Origin of the sequence: Enterococcus sp. DIV0755f (assembly GCF_051713725.1) — a bacterium.
GTDB classification, from domain to species: Bacteria; Bacillota; Bacilli; order Lactobacillales; family Enterococcaceae; genus Enterococcus_D; species Enterococcus_D casseliflavus.
In genome coordinates this window covers 2,440,009-2,453,907 of record NZ_JBIOQL010000001.1, presented here as the reverse complement: position 1 = coordinate 2,453,907, position 13,899 = coordinate 2,440,009, and the positions used below count along the sequence as shown (strand labels likewise).

The window sequence follows — 13,899 nt, the reverse complement described above, 5'->3', positions numbered from 1 at the left end:
AACCCAACTAATAAGCAAAAAGAGAGGAGACCCAGGTGTTGGTAGCAACGGCAAGGATATTGCTGCCAACACCTGGGTCATCGATCAATAACTGAAATAACTAGCTGTTTCTGCTGCGTTTTTCCCTGAAACATGTCCAGTACAAAACGCTGCTGTAATGTTGAAACCACCTGTATACCCATTGATATCTAATAATTCACCAGCAAAATACAAGCCGTTGATTTTCTTGCTCTCCATGGTTTTTGGATTGATTTCTTTCAGATGGACCCCGCCACCAGTCACAAAAGACTTTTCTAACGGGAACGTGCGAACGATAGTGACTGAAAAGCCTTTGATCAAGGAAGCGAGCGCAGCCAACTGTTCTGGTGAGGCTTTTTCAGCAACCAGCTCATGCAGGTCTAGCTGCTGCAAAAAGAAGGTCATCAAGCGCTCAGGCAAAAAGCCAGCTAAAGCATTCGGCAATTGTTTCTTCGAAGCCGCAGACTGAATCAATTCCTGGGTCAAGGCTTCATGGGATTTTGCTGGCAGACAATCCAGAACAACCGTCACGGGTTGTTGCTTTTTCAATTCTTGGTTCACAAAAGAGGAACAGCGTAAAGCAGCTGGACCAGATAACCCAAAGTGGGTAAACAAAAGATCCATGGTATGGGCGACGATGGGCTTTCCTTTTTGATCCAAGACACTCAACGTGATGTCTTGCAAGGAAATGCCTTGCAACGTCCGCTCTTGAATAAAGGAGTCTTCTGAAACAAGCGGCGATTCGGTTGGATAAAGTGGCGTAATGGTATGGCCGACTTTTTTTGCCATCTTATAGCCGTCCCCCGTTGCGCCCGTGGAAGGATAGGTGCGGCCACCTGTCGTCAAAATCACACTAGGGGCAGAGAACTCATCGGTTTCGGTTCGCACACCGCGAATTAGACTGCCGTCATGGATCAGCTTTGTGACGACTGTGTTCGTCAATAGGGTGACGTGATGATCGTTGATTGCTTGAAGCAACGCTTCGACGATGGTTTTTGATTTGTTCGTCACAGGGAACATCCGTCCGTGGTCTTCTTCTTTTAAGACGACACCTAAGTCTGCGAAAAACGCCATTACATCATAATTATTGAATTGAGAAAACGTGCTATACAAAAACTTGCCGTTTCCTGGAATATGAGCAACTAAATCATCTACCGGCCGATTATTGGTTACATTGCAGCGTCCGCCGCCAGTCATCAATAATTTCTTGCCGATTTTTTTGTTTTTTTCGATTAATAACACCCGCGCACCTTGTTTGGCAGCAGTGATCGCAGCCATCATGCCGCTCGTACCTGCACCAACAACAATGACATCATAGGTTTTTTCCATTCTTTTCACCTCTTTGGGATTGTAACACATCGGCTATGAGTGCTGAAAGGATTGGTCGATTTTTTTCGAATAATAAAAAATTCTGACAATTCTAAAAAAAAGCGTGCAATTTCAGAAAATTTCTTTAAAATAGAAAATATCTTAAAGGAGGTAATGCACTATGACCAAAGCTTCAGCTTACGTGAAAGAAATTCAAGCGAAGATTCATGAGAAAGACCAACACCAACCGGAATTTCTTCAAGCAATTGATGAATTTTTGCCTACGATCGTTCCCTTTTTAGAGGAGCATCCAGAATATATTGAATCAAATATCCTTGCACTCTTAACTGAACCAGAACGTTTTATCCAATTCAGAGTCCCGTGGCAAGATGATCAAGGCAACTGGCAAGTAAACCGTGGCTATCGGATTCAATTCAACTCGGCAATGGGGCCTTACAAAGGCGGCTTGCGTTTTCACCCAAGTGTAAACTTGAGTATCTTGAAGTTTTTGGCGTTTGAGCAAATCTTCAAAAACAGCTTGACAGGTCTGCCGATCGGCGGCGGCAAAGGCGGAAGTGATTTTGATCCAAAAGGCAAATCCGATGCCGAAGTGATGCGTTTTTGCCAAAGCTTTATGACGGAGCTGTCAAAACATATCGGACCTGACTTAGATGTTCCTGCTGGCGACATTGGTGTCGGAGGCCGAGAAATCGGCTATTTGTTTGGTGCCTACAAACGATTGAAACAATACGATGCTGGTATTTTAACTGGTAAGCCATTAGACTTCTGGGGCAGTAAAAACCGCACAGAAGCAACGGGTTATGGCGCCGTGTATTTCGTTAAGCATTTATTGACAGACCTAGGTGAAACCTTTGCAGGCAAAAAAGCGATCGTTTCTGGAAGCGGCAATGTTGCGATCTATGCAATTGAGAAATTGCAAGAATTAGGTGCGATCCCTGTCACGTGTTCTGATTCCTCTGGTTTTATCTATGACAAAGACGGCATTGATCTGGCCTTGTTAAAAGAGATCAAAGAAGTGAAGCGTGAACGGTTGACGGCTTACGCCAAGGAACGTCCATCAGCCGAATATCATGAAGGGGCATCTGTCTGGGATTTTGATACACCAGCGGAATTAGCCTTTCCTTGCGCGACCCAAAACGAGATTGATCTCTCACAAGCCAAACGTGCAAAAGCCAATGGTGTCCGGGTCGTTTCTGAAGGCGCGAATATGCCTAGCTCATTAGAAGCAGCAGAATATTTTATTGAAGAAGGAATTTTCTACTGCCCAGGAAAAGCAGCCAATGCTGGCGGCGTAGCCGTTTCTGCGTTAGAAATGAGTCAAAACTCCCAACGACTGCAATGGGAAAAAGCTGAAGTCGATGCCAAATTGGACGATATCATGAAGTCGATCTATGAAGCATGCCGCGATACTGCTGAAACCTTCGATCAAAAAAATAATTTTATGTTAGGTGCGAACGTCGCAGGCTTTGAAAAAGTTGCTAAAGCAATGTTTGCTCAAGGACTTGTCTAAAATCACCCAACAGGCTACCTATCAGGAATTACTTGAAAAAAGTTGAAAAAAAACGTAAAGTAGGTAGTGTATGAAAAACTATTTTTTCAAGGAGGACAAATCATGTCACACATCAAGTTTGACTATTCGAAAGTAGCACCATTCGTGAACGAATACGAATTGAGCTACATGCAAAGTCAAGTTACAGCAGCAGACAAACAATTACGCGAAGGAACAGGTGCTGGTAGCGACTTTTTAGGTTGGATCGACCTTCCTAAAAACTATGACAAAGATGAATTTGCGCGTATCAAAAAAGCGGCTGAAAAAATTCAATCTGATTCTGAAGTATTAGTCGTGATCGGGATCGGCGGATCTTATTTAGGAGCGAAAGCAGCGATTGATTTCTTAAATCATTCTTTCTTTAACTTGCTACCAAATGAAGAACGCAAAGCACCACAAATCTTTTTTGCAGGTAATTCGATTTCTTCAACATACTTAGCAGATTTGATCGAAATCATCGGTGACCGTGACTTCTCTGTGAATGTGATCTCAAAATCAGGAACAACTACTGAGCCAGCGATCGCTTTTCGTGTTTTCAAAGAACGTTTGATTGAAAAATACGGCAAAGAAGAAGCCAACAAACGGATCTACGCAACAACGGATAAAGCGAAAGGTGCAGTAAAAGTTGAAGCAGATGCTGAAAACTGGGAAACCTTTGTGATTCCAGATGACGTCGGCGGCCGTTTCTCTGTATTGACTGCTGTTGGTTTATTACCAATCGCTGCCAGCGGAGCGGATATCGATGCCTTGATGCAAGGGGCAGCAGATGCTAGCGATGCTTACGCAAGTGACGACCTTGAAAAAAATGAAGCGTATCAATATGCAGCAATGCGTAACATCCTTTATCGCAAAGGCAAAGTAACCGAATTGCTGATCAACTACGAACCAGGCATGCAATACTTCTCAGAATGGTGGAAACAATTATTCGGCGAGTCTGAAGGAAAAGACCAAAAAGGGATCTATCCTTCAAGTGCAAACTTCTCAACAGATTTGCATTCTCTTGGGCAATACATCCAAGAAGGCCGTCGCAATATCTTTGAAACAGTTGTTAAAGTTGAAAAACCACGCAAATCAATTGCGATCCCTACACAAGAAGCAGATCTTGATGGTCTTGGCTACTTAGAAGGAAAGGAAGTTGATTTTGTTAATACGAAAGCCTTTGAAGGAACATTACTTGCACATACAGATGGGGATGTCCCAAATCTGTTAGTAAAAATCCCTACAATGGATGCGTACACGTTAGGTTACACCATGTACTTCTTTGAGATCGCTGTGGGTATCTCTGGCTACTTAAATGGCGTGAACCCATTTGACCAACCAGGGGTTGAAGCGTACAAGAAAAACATGTTCGCATTGCTTGGCAAACCAGGTTTTGAAGATCTTGCAAAAGAATTGAACGAACGTCTATAATTTGATAAAGAAACGCCTTGAGCCAGTCTGATTGGCTCAAGGCGTTGTTTTATTTTCGTATTTGTTGTGCTACTAGATCGTTGGGCCAATAAATCAGCGGTCTTCTTTTAATCCCCAAAGCAACGCAGCAGACAATAGTCCAAAGATACAGGTTTGAATAATTGGCATTTGGCTCATCTCCTTTTGATTTCCTTTAGTATAAAATGCTTTTTAAGAAGTGGCACGAACAAACCAGTGCGTTTCAACGAACGAAACTGTCATTTCTTGGTGACAAATGCGTGATAAATTGAAATAAAACGTTTTCAATTTGATGCTTTTTTGTTATTATATCTTTAAGAAAGAAAACGGTTGAGGTGAGGATATGGAGAATATTACGATCGGTGAAAAATATGTCTGCCAACCTGTCGGGGCGAGCAAGCCTGTGATTGGTGTGGTGGAAAAACTATACGTAAATACGGCGTTGATCGTCGTTTCAAGTTATGAAGAAGAAGATCAAGCACAAGTAGAAGCTTGTAATCGTCGGATGATCGTCAGTTTCAATAAAATTTGTACGCAAACGAACGTTGCCTAACCAACTAGCAAAAAATGCTGCTCAACGGAACACCGTGAGCAGCATTTTTCTTCGTGTGAGATCAGCCAACGCCGATCACAAAATTCAATAGTTTGTCTGAATAAGTCATATCTTCTTCCGTCACACTCAACTCTTCATTTAAGATCCCCATCTGGTCAGTAATGATCCCGTCCACCCCGTAAAAACGCATCCGGCTGATAGTATCCGCATCATTGGGGGTCCAAACGAACACTTCCTTGCCATCGGTTCGGGCAGAAGCGATGAAGTTGCGGTTGATCGTACTGTATTCCATTGTCAGAAAATCAGCACTGGTCAGTGGTGGCCCCACGACATTGAAGGGCATGATGTATCCTGAAATCAATTGAGGCGCCTGCGCCTTTAACTCCTCAACAACTGTATAGGAGAGACTTTGCATAATATGACCATTTGCAAGGAGGTCCTCTTGATATCTTGCTAAAAAGGCATTTACAAGTTCCGTGGTATCTTTTCGCTGCGTTTTGATCTCCACCAGCAGTTTTTGGTCCAATTGGTTGGCAAGTGCCAAGTATTCATCAAAGGTTGGAATACGTGCTGTCTGGTTGTTTTCCGAAACTGTCAGTGATTCGGCGTAACTCAAAGGCAATTGCTCTGGTTTGCCATGACCACCTGTCAACGGACGGTAAGAAAAATCATGATAGACAATAAAATGACCATCACTGGTTTGCTGGACGTCCATTTCAACATAATCTGGGTGGTACTTCTCGCTAGTAAAGCGTAGTGCTTCAAGAGAATTTTGGACCCCTTGTCCGTCGCTGACCCCTCGATGGGAGATCGTTACCGGATGGATCGAAGCAGCTGAAGTCAGATAGTTCATATTATATAGACTAACACCGACACCGAAAAGCACCGTTACCAAGGTAAACAACGAACTTTTTAGACCTAAGAAATGACGCTGGTTCAATGGCTCTTGGTGGAACCATGAAGGAATCTCTGGTAAAAAGCCTTCATCATCCATGAAATCAACGATGATGTAAAAAATGGCTACCGTCGATAAAATGACATTCAGTAACAAGATAAACTGCAAGAAAGTCATAATAAAAACAGCACTATACAACGCATAGTCCGGTGTAACAACTTCAATCACCGCCTGAATGGTAATCAGCAAAGTGAAGCCCAGTGTCGAAATCAACAAGATGCTGCCACCGATAAAGACAAATTGTCCAACGATGGCAAAAAAACGGCGTTTTGTTACTTGGAGGCTTTCTTTGATCGCTTTTCGAAAGGGCAGATCACGTAATATCATTTCTGGCAAGGCAAAGATCACGCGAATCCCCAAGTAAATCAACAAAACATAAACCAACAGCACTGCCCCGATGATCAAGACACGGTTGGCAAAAATGAAATCCATGATAAATGCGGGAATTTTGATTTTTGCGAGTAAATCAGAATTAAAACTCAACCCACCGATTGGTAAAATCAGTAAGAAGTAAAACAGGAAAAATAAAAAAGTCATCGGCCGTAGTTTACGCAACTGCAAAACAGTCATCCGTAACAATTGCCGCAAGCTGATCGGCTGTTTCTTTTTAATAAAATAGACACTTAGCAGCAAAAAAGTAAACTCAAAAAAGACGGCTAATAAAATCAAAAGTAAAATCAGTGTTAATGAGAGCAGCACGACTGGGTGGTCGGTAAAGATACTGCCAATATTATCAAAAGAAAGGTAAGGCAAGCCCCCACGTTTTAAGACGAACTTGGTGGAAGCCGATAAGATTGGGATCACTAAGAACAACAAAGCACCGTGCATCAGTAACACATCACGGAAGTAGGCATTGCTGTCTTTCAAAAAATCCCAAGTGTTGACTAAGCTGTTTTTTAAATAATTCATGGTCGTCATCCTAACAAAAGTAAGTATTTTGGTTCCTATTTATTCTAAAAAGGCGGAAAAAAAGAGTCGAACAGTTTCAGAAGCACATTCGCCACAGGTATAGATCCCTGTATGAAAAGCAGCTCCTTCATGTTCGGCTCAATGAATTGATCGTTTTTCTTACCTATTTTTCTTATCCGCCTAACAAACCAGTTAAGAATGTTCCACCATAAATCAAAGCCATGCTGTACAAGAAAATTGAAGCAGGTTTTGCCAACAAAATAATCAACGTAAATTTCTTCACTGTCATGTTGGTCAAGCCAGCCATTAGACAAAGGGCATCATCTGGGGCGACTGGTAGAAAGATTGCAAGGGCGAAAAGTTTTTCAAATCGGCTTTGGTTATCTAACCAGCCAATATATTTATCGTAAGTTTTGTCACTGATCATACTTAAAATGAATGGTTTACCGTATCGTCGGCCTAGCAGGAAAATAATGACAGAACCAATACTGATTCCTACATAGTTATAAACGAATCCTAGATAAGGACCGAAAATCAAGACACCTGCAGCGCTGGAGACACCACCGGGAATGATCGGGATCACTACTTGCAAGATCTGCAAAAGGATAAAGACGATTGGTCCTAAGATAACGGAATTTCCAACTAGACCTCGCAGTGCATTAATGTCTTTGAAAACACCTAGATTGATAAAATAGATCGTTAATGCGATAGATAAACCTAAGCCAATAATAGAAATCGTATTAATGATACGACGAGAAGTTGCTATGCTCACAGGACTTCATCTCCTTTATGTTTCATAATCCCACTATACGGGGTGAGACCAGAAAAATCCAGTAAAACAAATGACAAACGTCAAACAGTTTTGTAAGGTATGCCTTTATTATAAAAGAAGTCCGAAAAGAAAACATTGTACTAAAGTCTGAAATAAGAAAAATTTATAGTTTCTTTGCACCAATAGTTTCAGGAGATTTTTTTATCTGAGGGATGTTTTTTCGTTCGCTTCATTTGCCAACGATTAACGATCTTTTCAACCACACTTGTCATCATGAAGCCTCCAGCGATCGCCCCAGCAGTGATGACAACGATCATCAGATTTTCAAAGCCGACAAAGTTGTCGCCCAAAGCGAATTCTCGAACGGCTTTGTAGGCAGGACCACCCGGTACGAGAGGAACGAGGCTAGGAATGTTAAAAATGATCATGGGCATTTTTTTTCTGCGGGAAAAAAAGATGCTGACGCAACCGACGGCAAATGCGGCTAAGAAGTTGGCGCTGCCTAGACCGTAGCCAATCGTTTTCAATGACCAATAGATCATCCAGCCAACCGTTCCAGCAATGCCTGTTGCAACTAAAGCTCTTTTAGGAATATTGGTCAAGATACCAAAGGTCACGGTGCTTAAAAAGCTAAAGGAAAGGTGAATAAAAATCGTCATGAGATCCCTCCAAATAAGGTGAAGACCGTGGCGATGCCAACACCGATCGCGGCAGCTGTGAAAATAGCTTCAGTTCCCCGAGCAGTCCCACTGATGAGATGGCCTGCCAAAATATCCCGAAAGGAATTGGTGATCGCTACACCAGGAACTAAGGGCATGACGGCACCGATAATCAAATTATCGACGTTTTGTGCGACATGAAGAGAGACCGCTAGAAGAGACAAAGTACCGATCAGTAAAGAGGCGCAAAACATATCCAAAAAGCGGATATCGATGACTTTTTTGACCCAATAGGCGCATAAAAATCCCAGACAGCCAATGACAAACGTTGCTAGAAAATCAAACCAAGCACCGCCGAAAATAATCATTAAAGTACTGCTGACCACGCCCGCACTAAACACCTGCAGCCAATAAGGAAAACTTGGTGTCGTTGGATTGACCTTTTTTAATGCCTCGTGCAGTTCCACTAACGAGATTTTTTTTTCAGCATAGGCACGAGACAATCCGTTGACGGCAACAATTTTTTCGAGATTGATGACTCGATCATGAACATTTTCTACTTGTGCATAGTGGCTACTGCGTAAGCCCATAAAAAGTCCAGTTGCTGTTACATAACTAATGCTGCCTTGCTCTCCGGCATTTGCTGCAATTCGATTCATTGTATCTTCCACTCGATAGACTTCCGAGCCGTTTTCCATCATGATTTTTCCTGCCAACAAACAGGTCTCCAATAATAGCTCTTTTGATTCAGCCATTTCCAAACTCCTTTTTCAATCGAATTTGCGCACTACATTCTTAGTGTACAATTTCAGCGAGTTTTCAACAAGGAAGAAAAGTAGATTTGAAAAATAACTAGCAGTCAATGCGTAGGATTTTTTGTGATAAATGAAAGGAGAAGCACTTCTTTTAATTAGTAAACATTCGTTTTTAATGAACAAAGTGAATAGAAATAAGATAACGGATGGAGTGTTTTATTTTAAAAAAATGAATATCTCGGTTACAATTAAATAAATATAAAAAGGGGGATTTATTGATGCGAAGGAAGGTCTATACAAGAGAACACATTTTGAAGGCCGCTTATGAACTGATCAATAGAGAAGGTTTTGGCAATTTTACGGCCCGGAATATCGCTAAGCACATGGGAATTTCTACTCAACCGATTTATCTTGAGTTCGAAAATATGCAGGACTTAAAAAATACCTTGGTGGAGGCTGTTTTCAAAGATTTATCGGAAAATGTTTTTCCAGTTGTTCGAACAGGAGACAAACTTGTTGATTTAGGCCTGAATTATATACGCTTCGCTCAAGAGCAGCACAATCTCTACATCGCCCTTTTTATCGACGACTATGGCGGTGGGAAATTGATGCATGATTTTTCATCGACCTATTTCAAATCCTTGATCAAATCAGAAGAAAAATATGCGGATCTTTCAGAAGATGCGGTAAATGCATTACATAATGGCGCATGGATCGTTGTGACTGGTTTGGCTTCCTTAATGTCGGCGGGTATCATCACACCCACCGATGACCAGATCATCAAAATCATCAACGAGACTATTGAAGGCGTAATCGAAAAGAAAGATAGCTACATCTTCGATTAAAGAACAAAAAATCTGCATCCCATTACTTATTGGGTGCAGATTTTTCTTGACATTTTTAATAAAACTAGCGAAAATAACTGTTATGGAGAGTTGGCAGAGTGGTAATGCAGCGGACTCGAAATCCGCCGACCCGGTTCATCCCGGCGCGCAGGTTCAAATCCTGTACTCTCCTTATGAAGAAACCAGAAGAACCCCTGATTATATAAGGAATGCTTATATATCAAGGGTTCTTGTGGTTTTTAATATATAAGAAAATGGAAGAAAACTAGAGAAAATAAGATTATTTTGCACCGATTTTGCACGAGATTAAGGATTCATGCAAATAGCTCACCCATTGTCGTGCTAACGATTTGAGATTCTTTTTGTTCCATTTCATCAAGAATATGCTGATAAATACCTAATGTCGTTTCAATTTTTTTATGGCCCAAACGTCTGGAAACGTATTTTAGATTAACACCTTGATAGATAAGAATTGATGCATGTGTATGTCGAAGTCCATGAAAGTTTATCGGTTGATCTATTCCAATTTTCTTTTGATGTTTCTTCAACGTTTTGTTTGCTGCAGAGTTTGATATCAACTCCATATCATCATTTAGGAAAACTAGGTTTTTCTCATTCTTTAGTATCCTACCAAAATAATATTCACGTTGATGTTTCTTTAATTGTTTTAAAAGGTCAAGCGTGAAGTCGTCAATAGTAATAAGGCGCATTGATTGGTAATTCTTTGTATTTGAAAAGTCCTGTTTGTATACATAGTCCCATGTCTTATCAACCCTAACAGTTTTATCTTCAAAATCTATACAGTTCCAAGTCAATCCAAGAATCTCCGCATATCGCATTCCTGTAGCAATACCTAAAAGAATCATATATCTAGATACGTAGGTTGGCTTGATACCATCAATCAAAGAATTTGTGAGTTTTTTGGTTTCATTGTAGCTTAGGAATTTATCTCTATCTGATTTATCTGAAATACCACCACGAGATGAAACCTTATAAGTAGGGTCCTTGAAAATAATTCCTTCTTGCAGTGCATCTTGGATCGCTGCTTTCATATAGATGTGAATTTTTGAAACAGTGGAGGAACGTCTTGTTTTAGCGAATTCATTCAACTTCTGTTGATAAATTTTCCTATTCAAATCTTTAAGTTTTATTCCTTTGAAATTTGCTTCCGCAAATTTTATAGATTTTTCTATATCAGCATCATTTGCTTTTGAAAATTTTCCTTTTCTATAAACTTCATACCATTCGCGAAAATAAACAGGAAACTCTTGTTCAGCATCAGAAATTTTAAACCCTTCAGTTATTTTCTTTTCAATAGCAGCTGCAGCTAAATGAGCTTCTTTTTTTGTAGCAAATTTTCCTTTTGTTTTTGTTTTATATTTACCATCAGTATCTTTATAAGAAACACGATACTGCCATCCATTATCTTTCTTTTGAATACTAGCCATATTGATTCAACTCCTTAGTTTTGCTACAATAGGCATGACTAAATAAGCCTTACGTTTATTTGTGTCCAGCACGTCCTCGACCGCCAAGAAGAGGGACGTGTTTTTTATTAATCTAAATTATTAACAGCGTAATCAGCTTCTTCTTGTGTAAACTGACCTCCGTGTTCAGAGACTAATTGATCTCTTATACCTTCAGGGGACATTGACATGCTTTCTTGATAACTCTTTGCTTGTTCCAATGCATTAGCGTTCCAGTCAGCTTTAATGTTATCAATAGCGTATTGTGCCTCTTCAGCAGTAAACTGACCGCCATTTTCAGAAATTAGTTGATCATAAATTCCTTGTTTAGACATATGCATTGAATCAGAATAAGATTCAGCTTGTTTCAGTGCGTTAGCATTCCAGTCTGCTTGGATATTATCAATTGCATATTGGGCAGCATCAGGTTGAAATTGACCACCATACTCGGACACTAGCTGATCATAAATTCCTTGTTTGGACATGTGCATTGTATCTGAATATGATTTCGCTTGATTCAGTGCAGATTTAAATTCGCTAGAAACATTATCTTCTGGCTTAGACTCTTTTTCAACAACAGTAGATGAACTTTCTTCTTTAATTGATGAATCCGTCGACTTATCTGCGACAGAAGAGCTGTTTGAAGGTTTTTCGGCAGCAGAATCATTATTAGCACCAGATAAACCGTTACCCACTATTGCTATAAAGATAATAGCTAATACCCAAAACCAAACCCTTTTGTAAAATGGTTTCTTAACCTTGTACATTTTACCATCTTCGCCTCTAACTCTTTTTGCCATTTTTCTTTCCTCATTTCTTTGATATAATATATTTGTACAGTCTCAGAAATGAGCAGATCTTTTGGAAGCGGGAACTTCCAGAAGATTTTTTGTTTATCCAAAAATTTTAATAGATTCCACGAATATAAACTCATTGTCGAATGTAAATTTATAGTTGCGATGATAATGGTATTTACCGTATTTGTTGAAGTAGTGAATGAGGGTATCTTCAAAAAATTCGGGAGTTACGTTCAAGTGTTCGCTGCATTCATAAATGTTGTTACATCCATTCAAAGCACAGTCTAAGAGATCATCAAGTGTGATCAGAATTTCAATACCATATCTTCTAGCTTTCCATTCTTCTTTCCAAGCCTCGGGATCTTTATAATTAAGAATATTTCCAATAGTTCTTTTATGGTGACCAAATTCTTCAGCCAAAACAACCTTCTTTTTTCTACCTGATTTATTTTTATCTAAGTAGATCCGATTGTTTCTATAGAGACCTGTATATCCAGTGTCCTGTTCTAAAGATAATTCTATAACTGGAATTTCGGTCGCAACCTTGTTTAAAAGATTTTCAAAATCATCCATCTGCAACCCTACTTATCATCAAATTTTTTATCTGCTTCATCTAGATATCGATTTAGATCTTCAAATTCTTTTTTAGATAACTTCCTATTAGGATCGTCAGAGTGAGCTGCGATTGTGAATAATTCTTTCTTCTGTTCTTTGAGTTCATTTTGAGCAAAATCATATACTCTTTTTTGGCGATCCATGTTCAACTGGCTGTAAATAGAATCTATTGAAGATTTACTTTCTTTGTAAGTAGTGTCAATATCACTTTTCATAATCCCAAAATAATCAGCAATTTTTTGAATAACTCCATGAGATGGATTAGAGCGCAAATTCATATAGTCACTCATAGTTGATGGAGAAATCCCAATTTCTTTAGCTAACTGTTTTTGGGTTATATTATTTTTTCTAATATAACTTTTTATATTTGCTGCAATAATGATATTCCTTTGTTTATCATCCATGTTGTCACCTCTTTATATTTCATATTATACGAAAAAATCGAATCAAAGTAAATATATTAATACGAAAATTACGAATTTGTTTGTTGACAATACGAAAAAATCGTATTATATTTGACTCATCAAATACAGAACTATGAGGAGGAAGTTGAATGAAGACCCTAAAAGAGTTGCGAGTGATGCATAGTTTGACTCAGGAAGAGCTAGCTGAACTTTTCGATGTTACTTCAAGAACTATTCAAAACATGGAAAAAGATTCTTCCAAAATAAAAGATAGTTTGCTTAGGAAATATATTGATGCTTTCGATGTTAAGTATGATGAAATTTTTTTAGGTAACGAATACGAAAATTTCGTACACGAGGAAGATAAAAAGAAATCAATAATTTTAACCTTCAAAAGTAAACAAAGAAATTAAGGAGGGAGAAATACTATGTCTCAAACCATTGAAATCAATACCCCCATTCAAATTTTAATACCTTCACATTTAAAAGTTGTGGAGATTGAAGAATATGAATCATTAAAGAAAAAAGATTTGATGGGTCAAACATGGACAATGGATGATCTCAAAGAACGATTGCAAACTACTGACGAAGATTGGATAAAGGAAAAAATCCTTTATCCAAACAGAGAAATACTAGATGTCAGGAACGGCGGTTTTGTTCGTTACTCAAAAGGCAAAGGGAATCCTTGGAAATTCAATGCTTTAGAAATGGCGAAGTATTTGCAAGAAAACTGGGCAAATATCATGTCAGATTGAAAGGAGGTGAGAAGAATGAAAACAGGAATTTTCAGGACTAACTATTCTACAAAAGAAGGTAAATTCACATGTAGATGGATGATGTTATTT

General features: G+C 39.3%; 15 protein-coding genes and 1 tRNA gene. 7 read left to right on the top strand and 9 right to left on the bottom strand.

Annotation, left to right across the window (positions count from 1 at the left end; translation table 11 throughout):
- Positions 1–84: 84 nt before the first annotated feature.
- Entirely contained in the window at positions 85–1,347 is a 1,263-nt protein-coding gene (locus IGI73_RS11250; protein ID WP_438759223.1) for an NAD(P)/FAD-dependent oxidoreductase, read from the bottom strand.
- Positions 1,348–1,507: 160 nt separating this feature from the next.
- Between IGI73_RS11250 and gdhA the strand changes: the two genes are divergently transcribed.
- The 3 genes from gdhA (at position 1,508) to IGI73_RS11235 (ending at position 4,877) form a co-directional block, all read left to right on the top strand.
- Positions 1,508–2,857 (top strand): NADP-specific glutamate dehydrogenase, encoded by a 1,350-nt coding sequence (gdhA, locus tag IGI73_RS11245; protein ID WP_010749697.1) that lies wholly within the window; start codon positions 1,508–1,510, stop codon positions 2,855–2,857.
- Between the two features lie 102 nt (positions 2,858–2,959).
- Positions 2,960–4,306 carry a glucose-6-phosphate isomerase gene (locus IGI73_RS11240; protein WP_005229134.1) on the top strand — a complete coding sequence of 449 codons (1,347 nt, stop codon included), beginning with the start codon at positions 2,960–2,962 and terminating at the stop codon, positions 4,304–4,306.
- Between the two features lie 361 nt (positions 4,307–4,667).
- Positions 4,668–4,877, top strand: coding sequence for a hypothetical protein (locus tag IGI73_RS11235; RefSeq protein WP_005229136.1), 210 nt, complete (start codon positions 4,668–4,670; stop codon positions 4,875–4,877).
- 61 nt (positions 4,878–4,938) lie between these two features.
- On the opposite strand, the gene IGI73_RS11230 is transcribed toward IGI73_RS11235, so the two are convergent.
- The 4 genes from IGI73_RS11230 to IGI73_RS11215 all read right to left on the bottom strand — a co-directional run bounded on the left by IGI73_RS11230 (position 4,939) and on the right by IGI73_RS11215 (position 8,927).
- Complete coding sequence (locus IGI73_RS11230) at positions 4,939–6,741, bottom strand: glycerophosphoryl diester phosphodiesterase membrane domain-containing protein (protein WP_438759222.1); 1,803 nt, start codon at positions 6,739–6,741, stop codon at positions 4,939–4,941.
- A 172-nt stretch (positions 6,742–6,913) separates the two neighbouring features.
- The gene (locus IGI73_RS11225) at positions 6,914–7,513 is read right to left on the bottom strand and encodes a TVP38/TMEM64 family protein (protein WP_005229140.1); all 600 of its coding nucleotides are present in this window, start codon (positions 7,511–7,513) and stop codon (positions 6,914–6,916) included.
- A 188-nt stretch (positions 7,514–7,701) separates the two neighbouring features.
- The gene (locus IGI73_RS11220) at positions 7,702–8,172 is read right to left on the bottom strand and encodes a threonine/serine exporter family protein (protein ID WP_016608602.1); all 471 of its coding nucleotides are present in this window, start codon (positions 8,170–8,172) and stop codon (positions 7,702–7,704) included.
- A complete protein-coding gene (locus tag IGI73_RS11215) occupies positions 8,169–8,927 on the bottom strand; it encodes a threonine/serine exporter family protein (protein WP_010749694.1) in 759 nt (252 codons plus the stop codon). The genes IGI73_RS11220 and IGI73_RS11215 overlap by 4 nt, the downstream gene beginning before the upstream one ends.
- A 278-nt stretch (positions 8,928–9,205) precedes the next feature.
- Here IGI73_RS11215 and IGI73_RS11210 point away from each other — a divergent pair, with 278 nt between their 5' ends.
- Both IGI73_RS11210 and IGI73_RS11205 read left to right on the top strand, forming a co-directional pair.
- On the top strand, positions 9,206–9,772 hold the full coding sequence (locus tag IGI73_RS11210; RefSeq protein WP_010749693.1) for a TetR/AcrR family transcriptional regulator: 567 nt from the start codon (positions 9,206–9,208) through the stop codon (positions 9,770–9,772).
- Positions 9,773–9,856: 84 nt separating this feature from the next.
- A tRNA-Ser gene (locus IGI73_RS11205) sits at positions 9,857–9,944 on the top strand.
- 142 nt (positions 9,945–10,086) lie between these two features.
- Here IGI73_RS11205 and IGI73_RS11200 read toward each other — a convergent pair.
- From IGI73_RS11200 to IGI73_RS11185, 4 genes are all read right to left on the bottom strand, one after another.
- The gene (locus IGI73_RS11200) at positions 10,087–11,220 is read right to left on the bottom strand and encodes a tyrosine-type recombinase/integrase (protein WP_438759221.1); all 1,134 of its coding nucleotides are present in this window, start codon (positions 11,218–11,220) and stop codon (positions 10,087–10,089) included.
- Between the two features lie 107 nt (positions 11,221–11,327).
- The gene (locus tag IGI73_RS11195) at positions 11,328–12,038 is read right to left on the bottom strand and encodes an Ltp family lipoprotein (RefSeq protein ID WP_438759220.1); all 711 of its coding nucleotides are present in this window, start codon (positions 12,036–12,038) and stop codon (positions 11,328–11,330) included.
- A gap of 93 nt (positions 12,039–12,131) precedes the next feature.
- Positions 12,132–12,608 carry an ImmA/IrrE family metallo-endopeptidase gene (locus IGI73_RS11190; RefSeq protein ID WP_438759219.1) on the bottom strand — a complete coding sequence of 159 codons (477 nt, stop codon included), beginning with the start codon at positions 12,606–12,608 and terminating at the stop codon, positions 12,132–12,134.
- Between the two features lie 8 nt (positions 12,609–12,616).
- Positions 12,617–13,054, bottom strand: coding sequence for a helix-turn-helix domain-containing protein (locus IGI73_RS11185; protein WP_144316751.1), 438 nt, complete (start codon positions 13,052–13,054; stop codon positions 12,617–12,619).
- A 149-nt stretch (positions 13,055–13,203) separates the two neighbouring features.
- Here IGI73_RS11185 and IGI73_RS11180 point away from each other — a divergent pair, with 149 nt between their 5' ends.
- The gene (locus IGI73_RS11180) at positions 13,204–13,467 is read left to right on the top strand and encodes a helix-turn-helix transcriptional regulator (RefSeq protein WP_438759218.1); all 264 of its coding nucleotides are present in this window, start codon (positions 13,204–13,206) and stop codon (positions 13,465–13,467) included.
- Between the two features lie 15 nt (positions 13,468–13,482).
- The gene (locus IGI73_RS11175; RefSeq protein ID WP_041120560.1) at positions 13,483–13,809 is read left to right on the top strand and encodes a DUF771 domain-containing protein; all 327 of its coding nucleotides are present in this window, start codon (positions 13,483–13,485) and stop codon (positions 13,807–13,809) included.
- The last annotated feature ends 90 nt before the right edge of the window (positions 13,810–13,899 follow it).

What these genes read in the sequence shown, in the direction of transcription:
- IGI73_RS11220 (WP_016608602.1), bottom strand. Translation starts at nt 8,172, where the DNA reads ATGACGATTTTTATTCACCTTTCCTTTAGCTTTTTAAGCACCGTGACC.
- IGI73_RS11195 (WP_438759220.1), bottom strand. Translation starts at nt 12,038, where the DNA reads ATGGCAAAAAGAGTTAGAGGCGAAGATGGTAAAATGTACAAGGTTAAG.
- IGI73_RS11185 (WP_144316751.1), bottom strand. Translation starts at nt 13,054, where the DNA reads ATGGATGATAAACAAAGGAATATCATTATTGCAGCAAATATAAAAAGT.
- IGI73_RS11175 (WP_041120560.1), top strand. Translation starts at nt 13,483, where the DNA reads ATGTCTCAAACCATTGAAATCAATACCCCCATTCAAATTTTAATACCT.
- IGI73_RS11215 (WP_010749694.1), bottom strand. Translation starts at nt 8,927, where the DNA reads ATGGCTGAATCAAAAGAGCTATTATTGGAGACCTGTTTGTTGGCAGGA.
- IGI73_RS11240 (WP_005229134.1), top strand. Translation starts at nt 2,960, where the DNA reads ATGTCACACATCAAGTTTGACTATTCGAAAGTAGCACCATTCGTGAAC.
- IGI73_RS11190 (WP_438759219.1), bottom strand. Translation starts at nt 12,608, where the DNA reads ATGGATGATTTTGAAAATCTTTTAAACAAGGTTGCGACCGAAATTCCA.
- gdhA (WP_010749697.1), top strand. Translation starts at nt 1,508, where the DNA reads ATGACCAAAGCTTCAGCTTACGTGAAAGAAATTCAAGCGAAGATTCAT.
- IGI73_RS11180 (WP_438759218.1), top strand. Translation starts at nt 13,204, where the DNA reads ATGAAGACCCTAAAAGAGTTGCGAGTGATGCATAGTTTGACTCAGGAA.
- IGI73_RS11210 (WP_010749693.1), top strand. Translation starts at nt 9,206, where the DNA reads ATGCGAAGGAAGGTCTATACAAGAGAACACATTTTGAAGGCCGCTTAT.
- IGI73_RS11200 (WP_438759221.1), bottom strand. Translation starts at nt 11,220, where the DNA reads ATGGCTAGTATTCAAAAGAAAGATAATGGATGGCAGTATCGTGTTTCT.
- IGI73_RS11250 (WP_438759223.1), bottom strand. Translation starts at nt 1,347, where the DNA reads ATGGAAAAAACCTATGATGTCATTGTTGTTGGTGCAGGTACGAGCGGC.
- IGI73_RS11230 (WP_438759222.1), bottom strand. Translation starts at nt 6,741, where the DNA reads ATGAATTATTTAAAAAACAGCTTAGTCAACACTTGGGATTTTTTGAAA.
- IGI73_RS11235 (WP_005229136.1), top strand. Translation starts at nt 4,668, where the DNA reads ATGGAGAATATTACGATCGGTGAAAAATATGTCTGCCAACCTGTCGGG.